Source organism: Pseudomonas sp. FJ2-5-13, from assembly GCF_029201605.1.
GTDB lineage: Bacteria > Pseudomonadota > Gammaproteobacteria > Pseudomonadales > Pseudomonadaceae > Aquipseudomonas > Aquipseudomonas lactis.
In genome coordinates this window covers 833,836-854,730 of the sequence record NZ_CP104045.1, presented here as the reverse complement: position 1 = coordinate 854,730, position 20,895 = coordinate 833,836, and the positions used below count along the sequence as shown (strand labels likewise).

The 20,895-nt window shown below is 56.0% G+C and carries 16 protein-coding genes; 9 read left to right on the top strand and 7 right to left on the bottom strand.

The features are described 5' to 3' along the window. Positions 1–388 precede the first annotated feature (388 nt). Positions 389–1,834, top strand: coding sequence for a hypothetical protein (locus N2A98_RS03665; RefSeq protein WP_275623033.1), 1,446 nt, complete (start codon positions 389–391; stop codon positions 1,832–1,834). Positions 1,835–2,080: 246 nt separating this feature from the next. Here the strand turns inward: N2A98_RS03665 and N2A98_RS03660 are convergent, their stop codons facing one another. The 3 genes from N2A98_RS03660 to N2A98_RS03650 form a co-directional block, all read right to left on the bottom strand. After that, on the bottom strand, positions 2,081–2,389 hold the full coding sequence (locus N2A98_RS03660; protein ID WP_148853420.1) for a hypothetical protein: 309 nt from the start codon (positions 2,387–2,389) through the stop codon (positions 2,081–2,083). A gap of 522 nt (positions 2,390–2,911) precedes the next feature. Further along, positions 2,912–5,557 carry an AAA family ATPase gene (locus N2A98_RS03655; protein WP_275623032.1) on the bottom strand — a complete coding sequence of 882 codons (2,646 nt, stop codon included), beginning with the start codon at positions 5,555–5,557 and terminating at the stop codon, positions 2,912–2,914. 214 nt (positions 5,558–5,771) lie between these two features. Then, on the bottom strand, positions 5,772–6,476 hold the full coding sequence (locus N2A98_RS03650) for a GNAT family N-acetyltransferase (RefSeq protein WP_148853418.1): 705 nt from the start codon (positions 6,474–6,476) through the stop codon (positions 5,772–5,774). Positions 6,477–7,577: 1,101 nt separating this feature from the next. On the opposite strand from N2A98_RS03650, the gene N2A98_RS03645 reads away from it, so the two are divergent. The 4 genes from N2A98_RS03645 (at position 7,578) to N2A98_RS03630 (ending at position 12,246) form a co-directional block, all read left to right on the top strand. Continuing rightward, on the top strand, positions 7,578–8,540 hold the full coding sequence (locus N2A98_RS03645; protein WP_148853417.1) for an HNH endonuclease signature motif containing protein: 963 nt from the start codon (positions 7,578–7,580) through the stop codon (positions 8,538–8,540). Positions 8,541–8,856: 316 nt separating this feature from the next. Then, positions 8,857–9,636, top strand: a complete 780-nt coding sequence (locus tag N2A98_RS03640) for a PhzF family phenazine biosynthesis protein (RefSeq protein ID WP_044271358.1) — start codon at positions 8,857–8,859, stop codon at positions 9,634–9,636. Positions 9,637–9,672: 36 nt separating this feature from the next. After that, the gene (gene ggt, locus N2A98_RS03635; RefSeq protein WP_044271355.1) at positions 9,673–11,502 is read left to right on the top strand and encodes a gamma-glutamyltransferase; all 1,830 of its coding nucleotides are present in this window, start codon (positions 9,673–9,675) and stop codon (positions 11,500–11,502) included. Between the two features lie 27 nt (positions 11,503–11,529). After that, positions 11,530–12,246, top strand: coding sequence for a polyphenol oxidase family protein (locus tag N2A98_RS03630; RefSeq protein WP_275623031.1), 717 nt, complete (start codon positions 11,530–11,532; stop codon positions 12,244–12,246). Between the two features lie 85 nt (positions 12,247–12,331). Here the strand turns inward: N2A98_RS03630 and ddlA are convergent, their stop codons facing one another. After that, complete coding sequence (ddlA, locus tag N2A98_RS03625; RefSeq protein ID WP_275623030.1) at positions 12,332–13,426, bottom strand: D-alanine--D-alanine ligase; 1,095 nt, start codon at positions 13,424–13,426, stop codon at positions 12,332–12,334. A gap of 162 nt (positions 13,427–13,588) precedes the next feature. On the opposite strand from ddlA, the gene N2A98_RS03620 reads away from it, so the two are divergent. The 3 genes from N2A98_RS03620 (at position 13,589) to N2A98_RS03605 (ending at position 16,175) form a co-directional block, all read left to right on the top strand. After that, on the top strand, positions 13,589–14,398 hold the full coding sequence (locus N2A98_RS03620) for an AraC family transcriptional regulator (RefSeq protein ID WP_044271350.1): 810 nt from the start codon (positions 13,589–13,591) through the stop codon (positions 14,396–14,398). A gap of 463 nt (positions 14,399–14,861) precedes the next feature. Continuing rightward, positions 14,862–15,071, top strand: a complete 210-nt coding sequence (locus N2A98_RS03610; protein WP_069557886.1) for a hypothetical protein — start codon at positions 14,862–14,864, stop codon at positions 15,069–15,071. 867 nt (positions 15,072–15,938) lie between these two features. Then, on the top strand, positions 15,939–16,175 hold the full coding sequence (locus N2A98_RS03605; RefSeq protein ID WP_044272101.1) for a hypothetical protein: 237 nt from the start codon (positions 15,939–15,941) through the stop codon (positions 16,173–16,175). A gap of 522 nt (positions 16,176–16,697) precedes the next feature. On the opposite strand, the gene N2A98_RS03600 is transcribed toward N2A98_RS03605, so the two are convergent. The 3 genes from N2A98_RS03600 to N2A98_RS03590 all read right to left on the bottom strand — a co-directional run bounded on the left by N2A98_RS03600 (position 16,698) and on the right by N2A98_RS03590 (position 19,079). Continuing rightward, entirely contained in the window at positions 16,698–17,273 is a 576-nt protein-coding gene (locus N2A98_RS03600) for a flavin reductase family protein (protein ID WP_044271293.1), read from the bottom strand. Between the two features lie 60 nt (positions 17,274–17,333). Next, on the bottom strand, positions 17,334–18,650 hold the full coding sequence (locus N2A98_RS03595; RefSeq protein WP_044271290.1) for a PAS domain-containing methyl-accepting chemotaxis protein: 1,317 nt from the start codon (positions 18,648–18,650) through the stop codon (positions 17,334–17,336). Positions 18,651–18,746: 96 nt separating this feature from the next. Continuing rightward, positions 18,747–19,079 carry a DUF2790 domain-containing protein gene (locus tag N2A98_RS03590; RefSeq protein ID WP_044271288.1) on the bottom strand — a complete coding sequence of 111 codons (333 nt, stop codon included), beginning with the start codon at positions 19,077–19,079 and terminating at the stop codon, positions 18,747–18,749. Positions 19,080–19,304: 225 nt separating this feature from the next. Here N2A98_RS03590 and N2A98_RS03585 point away from each other — a divergent pair, with 225 nt between their 5' ends. Beyond that, positions 19,305–20,624 carry an OprD family porin gene (locus N2A98_RS03585; RefSeq protein WP_047712526.1) on the top strand — a complete coding sequence of 440 codons (1,320 nt, stop codon included), beginning with the start codon at positions 19,305–19,307 and terminating at the stop codon, positions 20,622–20,624. The last annotated feature ends 271 nt before the right edge of the window (positions 20,625–20,895 follow it).

The window sequence follows — 20,895 nt, the reverse complement described above, 5'->3', positions numbered from 1 at the left end:
TCCTTACAGGCAAAAAACTCAGACCTTTTCGGCCGAGCCTGTGTAAAAACGTTTTAGAGCAAATCTTACGGTCAGAACCAGAGCGAAAATTGCGTTCCTACGCAAACCTCAGGTGTGCTGACTAACCAAGTACTGGCAAATTTCTCGTAGCAACGCAGACTGCCAAATGGCGTCTGCGTTTTTTACACACTGGGCCACGAGCAGTCATACGGGCGTGTCAACGAAGACAGGCAACTCAAATCTGCCTCGTGGAGTCAAGTGAGCTCATTCGCAATCGCTGCCCTTTTGGGTGAGCCCCGACAACACTATGAGCACGGGCAGATGGGTATCACGCTTGTGCTTGTTAACGGTAAGATGCTTTAAAATCAAGGTCTATTAGGAATAAGGCATGGACGTCAGATCGATCAGTACTTTTGGAGCTGTCGCTGCAGAAGATGAGCCAGTGTTGAATTACTTTGTGGAAACAAGTGCGGTCAGTGAAATTGGTGAAGGCGAGAAATTTTTAGTATTGGGTAGGAAAGGGTCTGGAAAGACAGCCCTCGTGCGGTACTTTAATGAAAAAAAACAAAATGGACTTGTTTCAATTGCTCTTAACCTACGAGGATATCCTTGGGCTCTGCATGCCAAGCGCTCTGACTCAGATGTAGACGAGTCAGAACGGTATGAGGCTAGCTGGCGATATCTCATAGTTGTAGAATTTGCTCAGTTAGTAGCTAAGAGACTAACTGGACTATCGAAATGGACAGATGAGGCAAAGAATCTCATTGAGTTTTTTTCTCAGAATTATGGAGGCATCGATGTAGGCTTGGGCGATTTTTTGCGCCCAGAAAAACTGAGACTTACCAAGGCGTCATTCGAGCCTCAATTGCTAGGGGTAAAACTAGGGGGCATAACGCTTGAACGTAAGAGCGAGCAAGGAGGTCTGGCACGAGAGCTAAATCTCCTATCTGATCTCATACTGAAAAATGCGCTCTACCTATGCGGTCGTGAAGGCATTGAAAAAATCTTGATTCACTTTGACGAGCTTGATCAAGGTATGTTGAGATTCGATAGTCCTCGACAACAGATGCTCACAGGTTTGATCTTAGCCACAAGATCGGTTAACCGTGAAGCCGCTAAGAACTCCGTTAAGCTGAAGTCAGTTATATACTTACGTACTGATTTATGGAACCAAATAAATTTTTCAGATAAAAACAAAATAACCACAACTTCAGTTTTAGATATCTCTTGGGATGAAGCATCTCTTTTGAAGGTTGTAAACTCTCGAGTGAATAGTATCACTGGGAAGAATTGGGATGCGATCCATGATGCAACAACGATGAGGGGTCGACAGCAAAAATTTTCTTATATTGTAGCTAGAACATTCTTACGTCCGCGCGATGTCATCAGCTATTTAAATATCTTGCTTTCAAAGGCAAAGGAGCGCATCAACACTAAAGGCGGAGCAACTGTCTTTACAAACAAAGATATTGTGGATTCCAAACGTGAGTACTCTACATATCTCAGGCTTGAGTTGCATGATGAAATATCCCCTCACTGGAGAGAGTGGGAAGATGCACTTAAAGCAATTTCTAAAATGGGTCTTTTATCATTTGCGCGCATTAGCTTTGAGCAACGGTATCCTCAAGCCGTAACTGCAGGAAATGTTTATACCTCCGAACAAGCGCTGGAGACGCTTTACGAGTACTCAGTACTAGGCGCGTACAGGGCATCTGGTTATGGTGGTAAGAAGTGGGTCTATAGGTACTCTGAACCAGGGGAGGCGTGGGACAGTTCAGGTAACTTGTTCAAAGTGCACCTAGGGCTAAAGGAACATTTAGCTCTCAAAGAGTAACCTTCCATCATGTATTTTGTGCGAAAGGATAAGAGATCGGAGCTCCGCTCTTGGCCGCTCACTGCCAATCACCACAGGCAGGATTCGGCCAAAATCGGACGTTTTATTCCGTGCTGCTTTAGCCACCCACTCATAATGACCCAATACAATCAGTGGAGATTACATGATGGTTAATGTAGATAGAGTGACTGGAAGGCTGCTTCAACGCCCCCCTTATTTAGTTACTTAAAGCCATCACACAAATTCTCACTGAAGATCAATGGCTATCCGATAAATACGCTCAGCAATCTTGCGAGCAGTTTTATTTCTCATACGGCTAAGCGTGTGATTTAGTGCATCCTTTAAAATCACACCAGATTGAATAAGTGCACCGTGCCTTGTTAACTCTTCAAGAATGCTCAGCCACTCTAAGCGGATTCCCTGAGGAACCTCGTCATCCCGAAGAAGCCGAATCTGATTGTAAGCGCCACGCAAACGGTCGCGAACATCCCCCTCACCGACCGCAAGGCAATAGAGTGCGCGCCGGAATTTTTCCCTGTATCTAAGACTGACCATACCTGTATTACCTGGCTTGAGCGATAAGATTGGGACTTTCTAAGTTATTTTTCTGCGGGAATTTTACAACAAAATTTATTCATTCGGACTTTTAGCCAGCTGGATTGCACCGCTAAGCGCTCAACGCAAGTCGAAAATTAAAATTGCCATGGAGTGGATCCACATTACTGGCCTATACGAAGCACGCCAATAGTCTTTAAACGGGCACTTCTGCCAATACGGACCGCAAGCTTTGGGCCGATTAGAGCAGATCACGGACGGATAGCCACTTGCAGCTTTGGTCGAAAGCTGCCATCCGCGATTGGCAGCTCCAACCCAAAAGCGAGCAATCCGGCCGTTCCTCCCTCGAACACTCGAGCTTTTTCCCTCCAAACCCGTCGGATGCACTTCGGCACCTTGGCCGAAACCAACTTTTACGATCAGCGTAAAGAAAGACTGTTATGTAACAGTTTTCTGTCATTCAGCGCTGCTTAAGTTTGAAAGGCAGCATTCCCGAACGCCGGCCTTCATCCGAGTCGCCCATCAAGCCTGCGGAGCCTCGATCGCCTCGTCGAGTTTTATCACGGTCTCAAGCATGCGCCTTACGACCGCGGCGTCGAACTCTTCCTCCCGATCCTCTTCATGGGCTCCCTTGTTCATGTAGCTCCACTCAACTTTGTGCTTTTCGCCGTATCCAAGCATCTCGCCTAGGTGCGGCAGGGCGTCTTGGAACAAAACCACGTCCTTCTTACCGAGAAATTGGTGGAGGCCCGTAGCCAAGCTCATGAGATCAGGATCTCCCGGCCCCCTCATCCCGACAGTTATTTGCGCCGACAGCTTCTTATTTGCAATCTTCTTCCAGAGACGATTGAGTTCTTCTTCAAAGGCCTTCCGAACATAACTCAGGGAGTCGCGCGTTCGCCCCTCTTCGTAGCTTCGGGCCGCCACCGTGAGGTAGTGCCGGGGCGAGTCGAGCTTCACGCTGATCTTCTTGGCAGCAAACGGCACAAGGAAGTCGATTCGGGTTACCGTTTCCCCGTACCTCTTCATGGGCACCGCATTCTCGAGGCGCTTCACGAAATCCTCACCGTGAGTCGTGATGATTAGTTGCCTTTTTCCGATCTCTTCCGGATTCAAGATAAGGTCGATAATCGCGCCCCGATGCTCGTCGTCGATCGAGTTAACAACATCGTCGAATATTAGGAAAGGAAGGCGGTCCCTGGTGATTTTCGCCAACAAAATCGCGAGCCCGAGGCACCGAATGTGACCCTCGCTAAGAACCTGGAGAGCATCGCACGTGTCCCCATTCTCGAACTCGATCTCTATTCTCGCACCGGCAGCCGTCGGCAATCTCAGGGAGTTGAGCCTGTCGGAAGGGTGGTCGTTTTTGTTGATTTCGTTGTAGAACTTTAGCGTCTTCTCGTTTAGATCCGCAGCCAACGCCAAGGGCAGTTCGGCGTTGTAGGCCAGAAGCTTCCCGCGAAGCGAGCCATAAGCGACACTGAAGCTCAGGTTTCTTGCGACTCCGAGTTTTTCAGCTTCCACTACCTTGATGAGCTCCTCGTTCTCCTGGTTGAACTTCTCGATAGCCTGAGTCGCCTCCATCTCACTCTTAGTGTTCGCATCGACTAGGATCGAGATGGCGACGATTTCCTCGAGGTCCTTGAAAATCGCAAGGTTATCGTCCTCGAGCGTCTTGATCGCGGCTTTGGATTGTTCGACCTTTCCGTTGTGAGTCGTGGATGCGTCCTTCAGCAACTTGAGCAGTTCGCGCGTTGCCGGCACAGCCCTAAGGAAGCTCTCGATGCCCACCAGATCCTTGGCGGCGGAGGCCTCCGCGCTGAAGGAGCCGATCTCGGGCGCTTTGACGAATCCGATAGCCCCGGCGGACGCTGGAAGCTTGGCGATTTTCGAAAGAAGATCCCGCCAGCCAAGGTTGAGTGCCTCCAGGATTTCCTTGATGCGCCCTTCGGCTTTCAGGGCTGCATCGAATTGCTTTAGCTTTTCCTCTGCGTTGCCGTACGGATCCACAGGAACTGCGAGTCGACCGTCACGGTAGAGTTCGGAGGCGCATGCGGGACACTCGTTCTCGAACCTTACGCGGTTGGCTAGAATCGCGCCGTAAAGGTCCCGAAGGGAAAGTTGTTCCTTGTACTGCTTGAGGAAATCTTCCGATTCCGCCTTCTCTTCGATAAGCCGGAGCAGTTCATCGGCGTCGGCCAGAATGCCGTCCGTCCCAGGGTCAGCGGCCGTTTTAAGATTCTGCAAGCGGCCGATTTCGGTATTGTTTGCCTTTTGCTTGCCGCCGTTGCCTTCGGGTCCAGTTAGGCCTGTCTTGATTTCCTCTAGGTTCTTGCAGTCCGGATACTTCGCGAGCAGCACTGCACGTTGCGTTTCTGCGATTTTGGCTTTCAGCGGGAGACCAATGAGTATCGCTTCGTGTCCGGCGATACCCTTCGCGCGTTCCGCGAGATCCTTCCCCTCTTTTCCGACGCAGTCTAGGTAACCGTCGAGGCTCTCGTTGAACTGCGTTGCGAACGCGTTGAACTCTTCCAAGCCGAACAGTGCAGCCAACCGCGTCTGCTGGGCACTAGGGGTATTAGCCGCCACTCGCGCGAATCCGTCGATCCTGTTCTTCTCAATAAAGCAAAATTCGAAACTGCGGGGGTCCGCTGCCACTTCGACTCCCATCTCCTTCGCAGTATCTCCGTACAGAACGGGTTTCGCCGACTTCTTCAATGTTGCGTTCTTGATGTAGTCCGAGACGGGGATCCGCTTCGAATCCGCTTCGTGGATCGAGGCGAGCAATCCGTATTCAAGCGCCTCACAGAGACTCGACTTCCCCGTCCCGTTAGGTCCGTAGACGAACGTGTATGGTTTTTTGAATTCGAAAGTGTGCTTCTCGGAAAAACCACGAAAATGCTCGACCTCCAGTTTAGTAAGCCGGACGATCTCACTCTCGTTGGCGTTCCCTTCGTCGGCCGCGATTTCGAGTGCAGGAGATGCCGCATCTCCATTGTCTACGATCAGCTTCGCCAAGACTTTACCGCGCCGGCCTCCCGCAACTCCGACTGCCGCAATTTCGTCGAACCTCACAAGCATGATGTTGGCCAGCTTTTTCTCGTGTTCGGACAGCGTCGGGGCAGACTTCGCCAAGAAGCGTTTGAATTCAACTAGGGACTTGGACATATCCATTCTCGGAGCAGTTGTTGTCGATTATGCGGTCGGGCGAGAGTTGCTGCATGCAGATAAAACCACGACGTCTCAGGGCGCTGAGTGCCAGCTTTTTTTCAGTAGATGTTGGGTGTATTAGCGTGCAAGACCCAAATCCTCGGCGTCGACCTAGAGCCCCTCAAACAATCTCTGCTTCTCTTCGCAAGCTGCCTCTGGAACACTCCTTTGTTTACGGTTTCACACCGCGAGCGGCCAGCATTGCGTGGATTTCATCAATACGTTTTTGTGTATCAGCTTCACGCTTTGCATAGGCGTCACGAGTGCGTTTACCCAACAAGGTCCGAATCTCTTCCTTGGCGCGTTTATAAGAAGGCTGCTCGTCGAGGTACTCCTGGTCGTGCATCCAATTCTTGCCCGTCATAGGCCCGGAGCTCATGCCAACGTGGGCGCCCTGCGCATTGTCCGCCTGGAATCCCAGCCTCTCATACATGGGGACCAGCTCCAGAGGGCAGTCCAGCGTAAGCACTGAATACTGACTCTTGAGCTCGTTCAGCATTTGCGTGAACACACCTTTGTTGCGATGCTCTTTAGCGACTGCGGCGTACCCGATTGAGGCAACACCAGTGGTCATCAGGCGAGGCTTGTACTGAATAAACCCGGCGAGACGCGGTTTTTCTGCCTCGCCGTCAATCGCTGCGACAATGCCTACTTTCAATTCACATATCTGGCCATCCATCTGCTGGACAACTCCAGCACCGACCATACGCAGGGACTCTCCCAGCAGAATTCGTACCTCTGTCTCTGCGAGAAGCAGCAACGGGCTGTCTCCATGGATGTGCTGGCCAACCATGGCCGGAGCCTCGGATACAGCGAGCTCAATGCTCTGCTCCATCACCAGAGGGTTGATGCCATTGGTAAAATGTAGGATTTCCATATTTTCGTAACCTCCATAGTCGAGGACGCGGAACGAGTCCCCCGTTGCCCACCTTCGACGGCGGGACTTGAGAATACCTGGTGCTACTTTCGATTATTAATGACACTCAGGCCCATGCAAGAGTCGCCGATATTACTATGCCAGCACAAGTTCAAATGCACGCCAGACCGTCTGCTTATCCACAGCCAGGCATCGCTTGCTCTGATCCATGCGGGCGTGCAAAAAATGGTCCTCACTATCAAGACATCACCGGTGGCAGCCAAGACTTTTGCAGCAATTGAACGCTTACCCCTTGCAATGAGCCCAGTTTGATACGCGCTTAACCATCATAAACCGCTCCTCCCAGTTCAGTTATTGGTGTAACACCTATTTGCCATGTAACACGTTCATCCGCAAACCGGTCACAGCTACGTAACGTCATATAAACCATTTAAAATCATATAGTTATCCGATTATGTAACACGCGTAACACCCGTAACACGGCTTTATTAGGGTATCCCCTAGCCCCGTTAGTATTGCTCCTTCAGCGAAACTGAGGTGGGTCATGCTCTTGGCTTTGGTTCGATGGTGGGGACCCTGGAGCATTCTTCTAGGTACGGGGTAGGAAACCCGCGTAATCGTGTTAGCGGAAAGGTGCCCAGCTTAGTGAACAGGTGAACCGGGTGAACTGCTGTTCACCAGTGCATTTGCCCAACGAATCGGAAGCCGCTGGGGTCCCTGGGCATTTCGGATCGACACGGGGCAAAGAACCCGCCGGATCTCGTTAGTGGCTGGGCTCCAAAGTTAGTTGACTGGTTGACCGAGTTGACCAGGACAATCGTTCACTATCCTGAACGAAACCAATGACCGTTACAGATCCGGTAAGGATGCCCTTTTCTCTTCAAGATCCTTTCAATTTCAACGTTGAAATTTCAGTAAGCTGGTGCGGCTGCCGCTACCACGATCCCGCGGGTTTCCGACCCCGTGCGACGGTCAAAGCTGTAGGGTCCCCCGTGATTCTTTTGGCCTCTTCCAATGTGAAGAAATGCTATAGTTTTTCTCGTGCCATAGGAAAAGAATGGTGCTAGGCCTTAGCGAACAAAAGTAGAGTGATAGTCGAAGATGACAAGGAAGAAAAAAAGAATACCTATACCTACTGATCTTGCAGCGCAAGTGTTGTTCTTATCTGATCGAACTTGCTGCGTCTGCAGAACAAAGGGTAAACCCGTACAGATTCACCACATAGATGAGGATCCGTCTAATAATCTAGCACTGAACCTTTCGACCCTGTGCTTTGATTGCCATCGTGAAACCCAGATTCGCGGCGGCTTTGATCGTAAATTAGACGCAGACCAAGTGATACTATATAGAAACGACTGGCTGCGTATCGTCGCTACCGACCGAGCCACCTCTGAAGCGAATCGAGAGTCACAGCCAGGCGGTGGTTCGATAGACCTTGAACTTATCACGAGCATTGCTGAAATATATCGTGAAACAGGGCAGCTAGAGCTCTTAGCTATTCATTACAATGGAATTGGCAATATAGAGCTGAGGGATAAATATATAGAGATTGCAATAAGCAGAGGTGCATCTCCAGATGCTATTTTCTTCCTGCGCGGCAGCTTACAAGAACGTCCGGATCTTGTCCCGGCAGAAATAATAGATGATTATCTAGCAGCATTTGTAGGTAGGGATGATTATGAGCAACATGCTAGAGCACTGCGAGCTGTAGGACGTAGACTCGAGGCAGCTCAAAAGTACATTCAAGGCATCAATGACTCACTGCAGAATGGGAGCTGGTTCTCTGCTGCCTTCTACATAAAAGAGTTCATGGAAGAAAATCTGATCGAGGATTTACTCAAAGCCGCGTACAGAGAGTCAACCGAGCAGGGAGAAACGTGGTGGCAAGTTCGGGCATTGCAAGAGCTAGGCTGGTCCACAGAGCTAAACGATCTTCTTTTCAGTAAGAAGGACGAGATAGGTAAGTCTGGCAACTTGATGCTTATGGCGCTGCTTGCCGATGCGGAAGGCGACTCTGCATTGGCTTGCGATTTACGAAAAGAAATCGCAAGGTCTTCGTCCTGAGGCTGAGGTGAAGCCCCCTAGGCCTATCCGACAAAAAAGACGGGCTTAGCCCCGCCCGAAAGCCTTGTTCTGTAGTCATCATACGGATGTAGCGTGTATGCCCACCTGTATGCCAAACCCAAACGATCCAAAATAAATACTTTATAAACATAAGCTTATAGATCGGGTTCAAATGACTGTGTACCACCAAGTACTAAAAACGGCTTACCGAAAGGTAGGCCGTTTTTTTATGCGCGCAAAAAAACTCCCCAACTGTATTTTGACGCCCCCCACCCCCACTGTTAGTGTCCAGCCTCCCCCAACATGAAGTGCCACGATGCAACTGGACATCTACCAAGTCGACGCTTTCAGCCACCATCCCTTCGGCGGCAACCCGGCAGCAGTGTGCCCACTCACTGAGTGGCTGCCTGATGAGCAACTGCAGCAGATTGCGGCCGAGAACAATCTTTCGGAAACCGCGTTCTTTGTACCCCGTGGCGACTTCTATGAGTTGCGCTGGCTCACCCCGGAAGTTGAAGTGGACCTGTGCGGCCATGCCACGTTGGCAGCCGCGTGGGTATTGATCCACAAGTTGGCGGACGCCCCCCAGGTGTTGCGCTTTGCGACCCGTAGCGGCGAGTTGCGGGTAACCCGCAATGGCGATGAGCTGGCGATGGATTTTCCGGCCAAGAAACCCGAACGCTGCGAGCCGCCCCACGGCATGTTGAGCGCCCTGGGGCTTGAAAACGCCGAGGTGTTTGGCACCGACGACTACATCGTGCTGGTGGAAGATGAAGCCCAGGTAGCGGCCCTCACACCGGATTTCGCACGGCTCAAGGGCCTGCCTAAACGCGGGATTGCGGTAACCGCCAAAAGCACGCGGTTTGATTTTGTCTCGCGCTGGTTCGGCCCGAATGTCGGCGTCAACGAAGACCCGGTTACCGGCTCGGCGCACACCTCGCTGGCACCGTTCTGGGCCGAGCGCCTGGGCAAATCGCAATTGAGCGCCGAGCAAGGCGGCCAGCGTAAGGGCCAGTTGCGCTGTGAGCTCCAGGGTGACCGGGTGATTATTTCCGGCAAGGCCGTGCTGTACATGCAAGGCACGATTTACCTGTAAAACGCAGTCGCCCAAGGACAACAGCCCCTTCTCACCATGAACGGAGTTCAGCGCGTGTTTTTGATTTCCCGCCGCAGCCTGACAGTCATCGCCGCCACCCTGGCCCTCGCCGCCTGCCACACGCCGGTCAATGAACAGCCACCGGCCCCGGAGTTGGGCTCGGGCTATCGCACCGACCTGAGCACCCGCCACGCCGAGCGCCATATGGCTGCCGCCGCCAACCCATTGGCCGCCGAAGCCGGGCGTGAAATGCTGCGCCAAGGCGGTTCGGCCATTGATGCGGCGATTGCCATGCAAGCGGTATTGACTCTGGTGGAACCGCAGTCGTCCGGCATCGGCGGCGGTGCGTTCATCATGCTGTGGGATGGGCACAACGTGCAGGCTTACGACGGCCGCGAAACTGCACCGGCCGGGGCGACGGAGAGTCTGTTCCTGAAGGCCGACGGTACGCCGATGGCGTTTACGGATGCGCAAATTGGCGGGCGCTCGGTGGGCACGCCGGGCGTACTGCGCGCCTTGGAGATGGCGCACAAAAAGAGCGGCCACCTGCAATGGGCCAAGCTGTTCGAGCCGGCGATTCGCCTGTCGGAGCAAGGCTTCGCCATTTCCCCACGCTTGCACAGCTTGATCGCGGCTGACCGCTTTATCGCGCAATCGCCCGACATGGCGGCGTACTTCCTGAATGCCGATGGCTCGCCAAAAGCCACCGGTACACGATTGAAAAACCCGGCACTGGCTGCGGTGTTCAAGCGCATCGCCAAGGAAGGGCCGGACGCGCTGTACCAAGGCCCGATTGCCGAGGAGATCGCACGCAAGGTACAGGGCCATCGCAATGCCGGCAGCCTGTCCCAGGCCGACCTCAAAGGCTACACCGCCAAGCAGCGCGCACCGCTGTGCACCGACTACAAACAATGGAAGGTCTGCGGCATGCCACCGCCGTCCTCGGGCGGGATAGCCGTGGCGCAGATCCTGGGGACATTGCAGGCGCTGGAAACCCGCGACCCACGCCTGGCCATCGCCCCCATGACACCGGTCAAGAGCGCTTCGCCGGCCGGGCTTGAACCGACACCCGAGGCCGTGCACCTGCTCGCCGAAGCCGGGCGCCTGGCCTTTGCCGATCGCGCGCTGTACGTGGCCGATGCAGACTTCACCCCCGTCCCGGTTGCCGGTCTTGTCGCACCAGGTTACCTGGCACAACGCGCCTCGCTGATCGGCGAGCGCAGCATGGGCATCGCCAAGCCCGGCCAACCCGCCGGTATTCAGGTGGCGTACGCACCAGACCGCTCGCCGCTACGCATCTCCACCTCACAGGTGGTGGCGGTGGACGACCAGGGCGGCGCCGTGTCGATGACCACCACGGTGGAAGCGGCATTCGGCTCCCATGTGATGGTCCAGGGCTTTTTGCTCAACAACCAGATGACCGACTTCTCGTTCATCCCCGCAGAAAACGGCCAGCCTGTGGCCAACCGTGTACAACCGGGCAAACGCCCACGCTCGGCCATGGCGCCGACCTTGGTGTTCGATCGCCACACGGGCGAACTGCTGGCTACCGTCGGCTCCCCCGGCGGCTCGCAGATCATCGAGTACGTGAGTAAATCCCTGGTGGCCATGCTCGATTGGAAGCTCGACCCGCAGGCGGCCATCAGCCTGCCTAACTTCGGCAGTCGCAATGGTGCTACCGAGTTGGAAGTTGGACTGTTCAGCCCGGCGCTGAAACAGACGCTCAAGGACAAAGGCCACGCCCTGAGCGAGATCGAGATGACCAGCGGCGTGCAGGCCATCGTTCGCACACGGGATGCCCAGGGCAAAGTGACGCTCAGTGGCGGTGCTGACCCTCGGCGTGAAGGTGAGGCGTTGGGCGACTAGGGTGTTTTGATCAAAGGAGAATGCACGGTGCACAAAGCCCATAACCTCAATGCCCTCCCCGGCGTGGATCACGGTTTTTGCTCGATTGACGATCCGCTGCGCCCCGATGGCGTGTTTATTTGCAAACAGGTGCACAGCGCGTCAGTGATCGGGTGGCAGCCGGGTCAGCCGGCCAACACGAATGAGGCTGACGGGGTGTTCACCCGCAGCCGACAGCCGATTGCGGTCATCACGGCCGATTGTTTGCCCATTCTGATCGCGGGCGGTGAGTCGGTAGCAGCCATTCATGGCGGCTGGAAGGGCTTGCAGCGTGGGATCATCGGCAATGCCGTGCAGCGCTTCATAGATGACGGCATTACTGTGGACCAATTGCGGGTGGCGATCGGGCCGTCGATCAAACCGTGCTGCTATGAGGTGAGCGCAGCGTTTATTGCCGAGCTCCAGGTCGATCAAGGCCACCTGTGGCAGCACGGCCAGGCACCCTGGAGCGTTGAGCAACCGGCGCCTCTACAGCCCCCGCGCATTCCACCGCCCCACGCCAGGCAAACGGGAAGTGCCTGGTTTGATTTGAGCGGGTATGGGCTGCTGTTGCTGCACGCGGCGGGGGTCAAGCGCGAGCAGATCGAGGTGAGTGACGTGTGCACTTATTGCACGTCGCCGACGTTTGCCAGCTATCGCAGGAGGACGCATCACTTGGAGGAGCCGAAGACGTTGATCTATTCGTGGATTGCTCGTACAAACTAACGATCAAACCTTACTCTTGTGGCGAGGGAGCTCGCTCCCTTGCCACAGCTGCTCACAAGCCGTTGAGTCGAGCGCCCCCAAACAGTCAGCGATTGCTCTTCAACCCCTTGCGACTCGCATGTCGCTCCAACGCCAACTCAATCAACCGGCCCACCAACTCGCTGTAGCTCATGCCCGCCGCCTGCCACAGCTTGGGGTACATGCTGATGCGGGTAAAACCGGGCAGTGAGTTGATCTCGTTGATCAAAACTTCGCCGTCTTGGGTCAGGAACACATCCACCCGCGCCAGCCCGGCGCAACCCAACACCTCAAACGCTTCGATGGCCAGTCGGCGAATGCGCTCGCTGGCGTCATGACTGATAGCCGCCGGCACCACGACCTGGGCGGCCTGGGCGTCGATGTATTTGCTGTCGTAGGAGTAGAAGCCGCCGCTCACCACGATCTCACCGCAACCGCTGGCGATCGGGTGATCATTACCCAACACGGCGCATTCGATTTCACGGCCCTGCACGGCGGATTCCACCAGCACTTTTTCATCAAAGCCCAGCGCCAGTTCAACGGCAGCGTGGTACTCGGCTTCGTTGCCGACTTTACTCACGCCCACAGAGGAACCCTGGTTAGCGGGTTTGACGAACATCGGCAAACCGAGCTTGTTCACCGCCGTTTCAAAGGAGGTGCGCGCCGCGTTGCGACGTGTAAGGGTGATGAAGGGTGTGACGGCAATACCCGCGTCACGCAGCAGGCGCTTGCTGATGTCTTTGTCCATGCACACGGCCGAGCCGAGCACGTCGGAGCCGACGAAGGGCAAGTCGGCCATACGCAGCAAGCCTTGCAGGCAGCCGTCTTCGCCGAGGGTGCCGTGGACAATCGGGAAGATCACATCGATGTGTTCCAGCAAGCCCTGGCCGGAGGTTTCCACCACTTGCTGGCTGGCCTTGCCGGGCACCACGGCCAATTCACGGTTGGACTGGTTGAGGGCGATGAGCGCCGGGTTTTCCTGGTTGAGCAGGAAATTGGAGGTGTCATTGAGGTGCCAGTGACCGGCCTTGTCGATACCGATCAGCACGGGCTCAAAGCGCGAGCGGTCGAGGGCGTCGACGATGTTGCGCGCCGATTGCAGCGAGACTTCATGCTCAGCCGAACGGCCCCCAAAAATAATCCCTACCCGCACCTTGCTCATGACCCGACCTCACTATTGAAAGTAAGGCTTCTTACCACGGGCGGTCAGCGATTCGCTACCCGATGTGCCTTGCCCAACACCTGCACAATCGTACAAGACCCCGGCAGACAACCGGTGCAGACTCAGTTAACGTGTTTCCACCTCCTTTTGTGACAAGTCACCATGGGCAACCCCACCCACTCCCTCGACTGGCTGCACCGCGCGCCCCACGCCAGCGGCCTGGACCGTATCGAGGCGTACTTTGCCGGCTTCGCTTTCGACCCCCACCGCCATGACACCTACGCCATTGGGCGCACATTGTTCGGCGTACAGAGCTTTCATTATCGCGGCGGCACGACCCACAGCCTGCCCGGCACCACCATGGTGATACACCCGGATGAAACCCATGACGGCCGCGCCGGCAGCGACGAAGGTTTCAAGTACCGGATGATTTATGTGGAGCCGGCGCTGATCCAGCAGATCCTCGGTGGCCAGCCGTTGCCGTTTATCCCTGGCGGCTTGTCCACCGACCCACGGCTGCACCGCGCCAGCGAAGTCTTGCTGCAAAGCCTGGATTGCCCGATAGACCCGATGCAAGAGCAAGACGCCCTGTTCGACCTGGCCCAGGCGCTGAGCGCTGCGTCCGGGGCCATCATCCACCGTAAATCCTTTGACTACATCGCAGCCGAACGCGCCCGTGAGTTCATCCACAGCGCCCTGGGCCGCAGCATCACCCTGGATGAAATAGCCGACCACGCCGGCCGCGACCGCTGGGCGTTATCGCGGGACTTTCGCGTGTTGTTCGGCACCAGCCCCTACCGCTACCTGACCATGCGCCGGCTGGACCTGGTGCGCCACTTATTGGCCCAGGGCCAATCGTTGGTGGATGCGGCCATGACCGCAGGCTTCACCGACCAGAGCCACATGACCCGCCAATTTCGCAGCACCTACGGCATGCCGCCATCACGTTGGGTGAAGATGCTCGGACGCTGAAATGCGTGGGGACTGTAGGAGCGAGCTTGCTCGCGAAAAGCGTCAACGATAACGCGGGTTTCCTGAATGAATGCGGCGCCCGTGAGTTTTTCGCGAGCAAGCTCGCTCCTACAAAAGCTCCCCAACTGCTGGCAGTTGGTCATGGTTTGTAAAGGGCCAGCAAGCCGTGTTCCTTTAAATTGCAGGACGTTTCCGAGACAATCCCCGCCGCCTTGTGCCTGTTGGAATCGATGGCTAGTCTTCGGTCCGTCACTGGATTTCAGTGATCGGGTTTAGCAGCCCGAACTCAATAGGCACAGGTTCACCTATACGTTTATGGTGGCTGTGCGCGGGGCACTTTCGGGTGCGCCGGTTTTCCTATTGACCGGTCTGCTAACCCGCGTACAGCTGCCACCTTGCGTTTAGCAGCGTGAGTGGTCGCTCCCTTGCACAATAGGAGTTACACCAACTTCCCGATCCACCCATGGATTGCCTCGTCGTCAATGAAGAGCTCAGCTTCGAAGACGCTCAACTCTACATTTCCCATCTGCTCAACAGCGCATCGGCCACGGTGTGGGACTGTTGCGATCACCTGCAACCCCACGACCGCGCCCGAATCCATGCCGCATGGCACTTGCTGGAGATGGCCAAAACCGTGGTAAACCGCACCATCGAGTGCATGCCGCGCACCTGAAAACACTACAAAACCCATGTGTGTGTGCTGGCTTGCCTGCGATGGCCATAGATATCGACACAACGCTGTCGCAATCAACGGTAACCACGATGCGAAGCGAGCCGCTCTTGCTCTTGATCTGCTTGGGATCTTGATCTCAAGCGCCCCGTTAAACCACGCTGGCCGGAATTCGACAGGGATTTGGGGGGTAAACCGGCAGGGATGCCGGTTTAGCCGCCCCGCGCCATGGATGGCGCGTGGCGGCGGCCCCCCAAATCACTGGCGGATTACGGGCACACCGAGCCTAAGCGAGGTGCCGAGTGGTGGGGCAAGAGCGTTTTGCTTACTTTTGCGCTGTTCAAAAGTGAGCCGCCGTCAGGGCGGAACCCTAAGTGGCCGTTACCGCAGCAATGGATATGTACACAGTCCAACTGTGTTGACTGCCAGGCCGCCTTCGCAGGCAAGCCAGCTCCCACATTTGGATCTCGGTGTGTCAGGTAGATAGGCGGTTGACAGGTGGTCACGCAGGCAAGCGCCCCTCCCACCGTTGAAGTGTGGCGTTACTGGCATTTGGTCATGGTTTGTAAAAGGCCAGCAAGCCGTGTCCCTTTAAATTGCAGGACGTTTCCGAGACAATCCCCGCCGCCTTGTGCCTGTTGGAATCGATGACTAGTCTTCGGCCCGTCACTGCCTTTTCAGTGATCGGGTTTAGTCGCCCGGACTCTAATCAGGCGCATGGTCCTCCATGAGGCTTTATGGTGGCTGTGCGCAGGGCACCCTCGGGTGCGCCGGATTTTCCTGATTAGCCGGTCGACTAACCTGCGTACAGCCGCCACCCTTCGTTTAGTCGCGACTGGGCCTGCTTCTGCCTTAATCAGGAGTTACACCATGACCAAAGCACTTCCCGATCCACCCATGGATTGCCTCGTCGTCAATGAAGAGCTCAGCTTCGAAGACGCTCAACTCTACATTTCCCATCTGCTCAACAGCGCATCGGCCACGGTGTGGGACTGTTGCGATCACCTGCAACCCCACGACCGCGCCCGAATCCACGCCGCATGGCACTTGCTGGAGATGGCCAAGACCGTGGTAAACCGCACCATCGAGTGCATGCCGCGAACCTGAAAACCCCACAAACCCTATGTGTGGCTCGCCTGTAACCACGATGCGAAGCGAGCCGCTCTTGATCTGCTTTTGATCTCAAGCGCCCCGTTAAACCACGCTGGCCGGAATTCGACAGGGATTTGGGGGGTAAACCGGCAGGGATGCCGGTTTAGCCGCCCCGCGCCATGGATGGCGCGTGGCGGCGGCCCCCCAAATCACTGGCGGATTACGGGCACACCGAGCCTAGGCGAGGTGCCGAGTGGTGGGGCAAGAGCGTTTTGCTTACTTTTGCGCTGTTCAAAAGTGAGCCGCCGTCAGGGCGGAACCCTAAGTGGCCGTTACCTAAATAACGGATATGTACCCGGTCCAACTGTGTTGACTGTTAGGCCGCCTTCGCGAGCAAGCCCGCTCCCACAGTTTGAGCGCGGGGCGTCAGATAGATAGGGGCCGGCTGTGAGGCCGTCATCGCAGGCAAGCCAGCTCCCACATTTGATCTTCGTTGCTTTGAACATGCGTTCGCTTAACTCGGACATGCCGCCCCTGTCAGAGCTGACGCCCGACAATCGGTTCGCCAATGGCCAGGAAATTCCCCCCCGCCACATGGTGCAACGTGCGCAGTTCATCATGCCCTTCAAAATGCCAGTGGCCCTCGCTGAAGACCCGCTCATCAGCATAAGCCGCGACCACTTCGCCCAGGAACAGGTCATAGGCCTGCTGATTATGCGGCTCGGGCAGCAGGCGGCACTCCAACCAGGCCACACAGCCTTCCAGCATCGGCGCCTCGGTGTGCTCACCGCTGAAACTGTGCAGGCCGTAGGCCGCGAATTTATCGGTTTCAACGCCGCGGGTATTGCCCACCGTCTGCACCAGATCAGCCTGCGCAACACAAGGCACCTGCAACACAAAGGTACCAGCGCCTTCCAGTAGCTCGCGAGTCCAGGTGGCCTTGTCGAGCACCACCGCGACTTTCGGTGGTTCGAAATCCAGCGGCATGGCCCAGGCAGCGGCCATGATATTGCGCTGGCCGTTGTGGGCTGCGCTCACCAACACGGTCGGCCCGTGGTTGAGCAAACGGTAAGCCTTGGACAGTGGGACGGGGCGACGGAACGTAGGGCTCATGGTCGATCAGCTCTGCAAGCGAGAAAAGACCTAAGATACCTCAAGCACAAGCCCCACAGGTCAGCTCGACAGCTGATTGGCAAACTGCCCGACCGCACTCACCACTTTTTGCGCACCGTCTTGAATCTCGACGATCACGGTACCCGCCTCGGCCGCCAGGGCCAGGCCCTGCTCGGCTTGCGCACGCCCGTCGGCCATCAAGGCCACCGCGTCGCGGGCCATGTCCTGGTTCTGGCGCACCACACCGACAATTTCCTCGGTGGCTTTGCTGGTGCGTGACGCCAGTTGCCGCACTTCGTCGGCCACTACCGCAAAGCCACGCCCCTGTTCACCGGCACGCGCCGCTTCGATGGCGGCGTTGAGCGCCAGCAGGTTGGTTTGCTCGGCAATGCCACTGATGGTCTTGACGATACTGCCGATCACTTGGGACTGGGCATTCAACGCCTCGATGCCTTCACCGGCCTGTTGCATGTGCTGGGCCAGGTCGCGCATCACGTCCACGGCCTGGGTGACCACGGTGGTGCCGCGCTGAGCGCTGTCGTCGGTTTGCAAAGAGGTGCTGTAGGCGATATTGGCGGCCTCGGCCACCGCCTGCTCGCGGTTGACCTGCTCGGTAATGACCGTGGCGAACTTGACCACTTTGTACAGCCGCTCATTGGCATCCACCACCGGGTTGTAGGTGGCCTCCAACCACACCAGGCGGCCGTGGCTGTCCACACGTTTGAAACGCGCGGCGACGAACTCACCAGCGTTCAGGCGCTTCCAGAACTGTTGGTATTCGGCACTGTTGTATTCCTGCGGTTCACAGAACATACGGTGATGCTTGCCTTCGATCTGCGCCAGGCTGTAACCCATGGCGCCGAGGAAGCGGTCATTGGCGGTGAGCACATGCCCTTCCAGGTCGAACTCGATCAACGCGGTGGAACGCATCAACGCAGTGATGAGGTTTTCATGTTCACGCGAACTCTCGATGGTGCGGGTAAGGTCGCTGGAGAACATCGAAAACTGCTTGATGCGCCCCTCCGAACTGCGCACCGGCTGCACGATTGAGCGCAACCAGGCTTCCTTGCCATTGCCACGCATCAGGCGCACGGCGCCGGCAAAGTGTTCGCCGCGGGCCAGCGCCTGCTTGAAGCGCAGCTGGAACGGGTCCTGGCGCACATGGGCTGGCACCAGGTCTTCGATCGCGCGCCCGACAATCTCACCGAGTGAATAAGCCAGTTCCTGCAGGAAGTTGGCATTGGCCCACTCCACGCGGCCTTCAGGGTCCAGTGTCAGGCAGAGCATTTCGCTTTCCAGGCTCTCTTTCACCTGGAGCAAGCTCGACAATTCTTCGCGCAGAGCGGTCAGCTCTTGCTTCAGGCGGGTGTTGAACATGGGGCACCGTTAGGCAAGTGAGGTGGGTGTTCTAACCTGCATCGGCGCTGCCGGGGTTTTCTGAAGAGCGCTTGAGCCCTGGGCCCAACTATATTTTCAACCGCCATTGTTACGGCATACGCCCATGACCTGATACTCCAGGGTATTGAGCTTGCCGCTGGAGTCCTCATAGGTCATGCGCGACGGCACGGCGTTGCACGAACGGATCGGCGGCGTCACGTTGACGACCTTGGCAATGTCCAGGTCCATGCCATAGCGGTAGGCCTGGACCTCGGGCACCGGCTTGCCTTTTTTGATGGCGTAAGCGGCCATGGCTTTCTCATTGCGCTCCATCATCAGGGCAAAGGTGCGATCCCCGCCCCCTTCGGCCAGTGCGCCAAATGACAAGACTGCGGTTAACACACCCAAGCCTAATTTATAAAAGTTCATCACAGGTTCCTCGACTGGAAAGTTCAGTGTCGAGAGTAACCAGTGAACCCTGACGCCAGGTTCACCAGAACATTACTTATTTGTTAGATGGCCTTTAGTTTCCAAAATTGTAATGTGCAAGCCATGCAGCTGTTATCTGCCATTTGCAACTATCAACCAGGGCCAGATCAATAAAAACGCCCGCCTCTATAAGAGCCGATAACTGCCATCACCGAGGAGCGCATCATGAGCATTCGTCATTACACCCTTCCCTTTTCACTGATGGCTGCACTGCCCATGGCCGCCATGGCGGTGGAGGACAAGCCCGAGGGTTTTATCGAGGGCAGCCGCATCAACGTGCTGGCGCGCAATTTCTACTTCAACCGCGATGACCGCAAGGGCCAGTCCAGCCCTACTGGCAATGGCTATTCCGAAGCCTGGGCCCAGGGCTTTATTGGCAAATTCGAATCCGGTTTTACCCAGGGCACCGTGGGTTTTGGTCTGGACGCGTTCGCCATGTACGGCCTTACCCTTGACTCGGGCAGCGGCCGCAGCGGCGGCAAAGGCTCGTTCGGCGTGCTGCCGGTGAACAGCGACAACCAGCCGGAAAACAGCTACAGCAAAGTCGGCGGCGCTGCGAAACTGCGCGTGCTGGACACGGTGATCAAGGCCGGCGACGTGTTCCCACTCACCCCGGTGGTGGCCTACGGCGACTCTCGCTTGCTGCCCGAGAGCTTTCGCGGCGTCACCCTGCAAAACACCAGCCTGGAAGGCTTGAGCCTGCAAGGCGGACGCTTGAGCGGCATGAGCCAGCCCAGTGAAAGCGGCATGAACAAAGGCTTTGCCACCTTCTATGCGGGCAAGGTCGACTCGCCCTGGATCGCCTACTTCGGCGGTGACTACCAGCTCAACAGCCACCTGGGCTTTAGCCTCTACAGCAGCCGCCTGAAGGACGCATGGGATCAGTACTACTTGGGCAGCAACGCCAATTACGCGCTGAGCGACGACGTGTCGGTGTTCGGCGACTTCAACTATTACAAGGCCGTGGACGAAGGCCAGAAACGGCTCGGTGAGTTCGACAACAACATCTGGAGCGCCAGGCTCGGGGTCAAGGTCGGTGCCCACAGCGTGGCCGTGTCGCACCAGCGTAACAACGGTGACGATGACTTCGACTACCTGCGCCAGTCAGACTCGATCTTCCTCAATAACTCGATCCAGTACAGCGATTTCAACGCCCCCAAAGAGCGCTCATGGATGGTGCGCTACGACCTGGACATGCAGGCGTTCGGCATTCCCGGCCTGTCGTTCATGACCCGTTACGGCAAAGGCACCGGCGCCGACTACAGCAACGCCAATGCCGTGTATATGCGCCGCGATGCAGCGGGCAACCCCTTGACCGATCAACGCCGCTGGGAACGGGATATCGAGGCCAAGTACGTGGTGCAAAGTGGGCGTTTGAAAGACTTGTCCTTGCGCTTGCGCCAAGCAACGGTACGCTCCAGTGCGTTTGAGTCAGACCTGGAAGAAGTTCGTTTTATTGCCGAATACCCATTGGCCGTGCTGTAGCCCTTACATTCGCTCGCGATTAACTAACATCTGTTCACAAATAGTCGGTTATCAAAATTGTAATATTGGCCTCAGCTTCTCGTTAAGTGGAACTTTCTATACTCGCTTCAACTTATTCACCGAGCACATTCATCTCTGAAGCTTTTGTGTAGCTCCTTTGGAAAGAGATGAATTTTTAACGCCCCGCTTGGGGCGTTTTTTTTGCCTGCAGCGCCATGCGGCCGATGGTCGCAGTTGACCCTGAAGCTACTTTAGCCTTCAGACTTTTCCT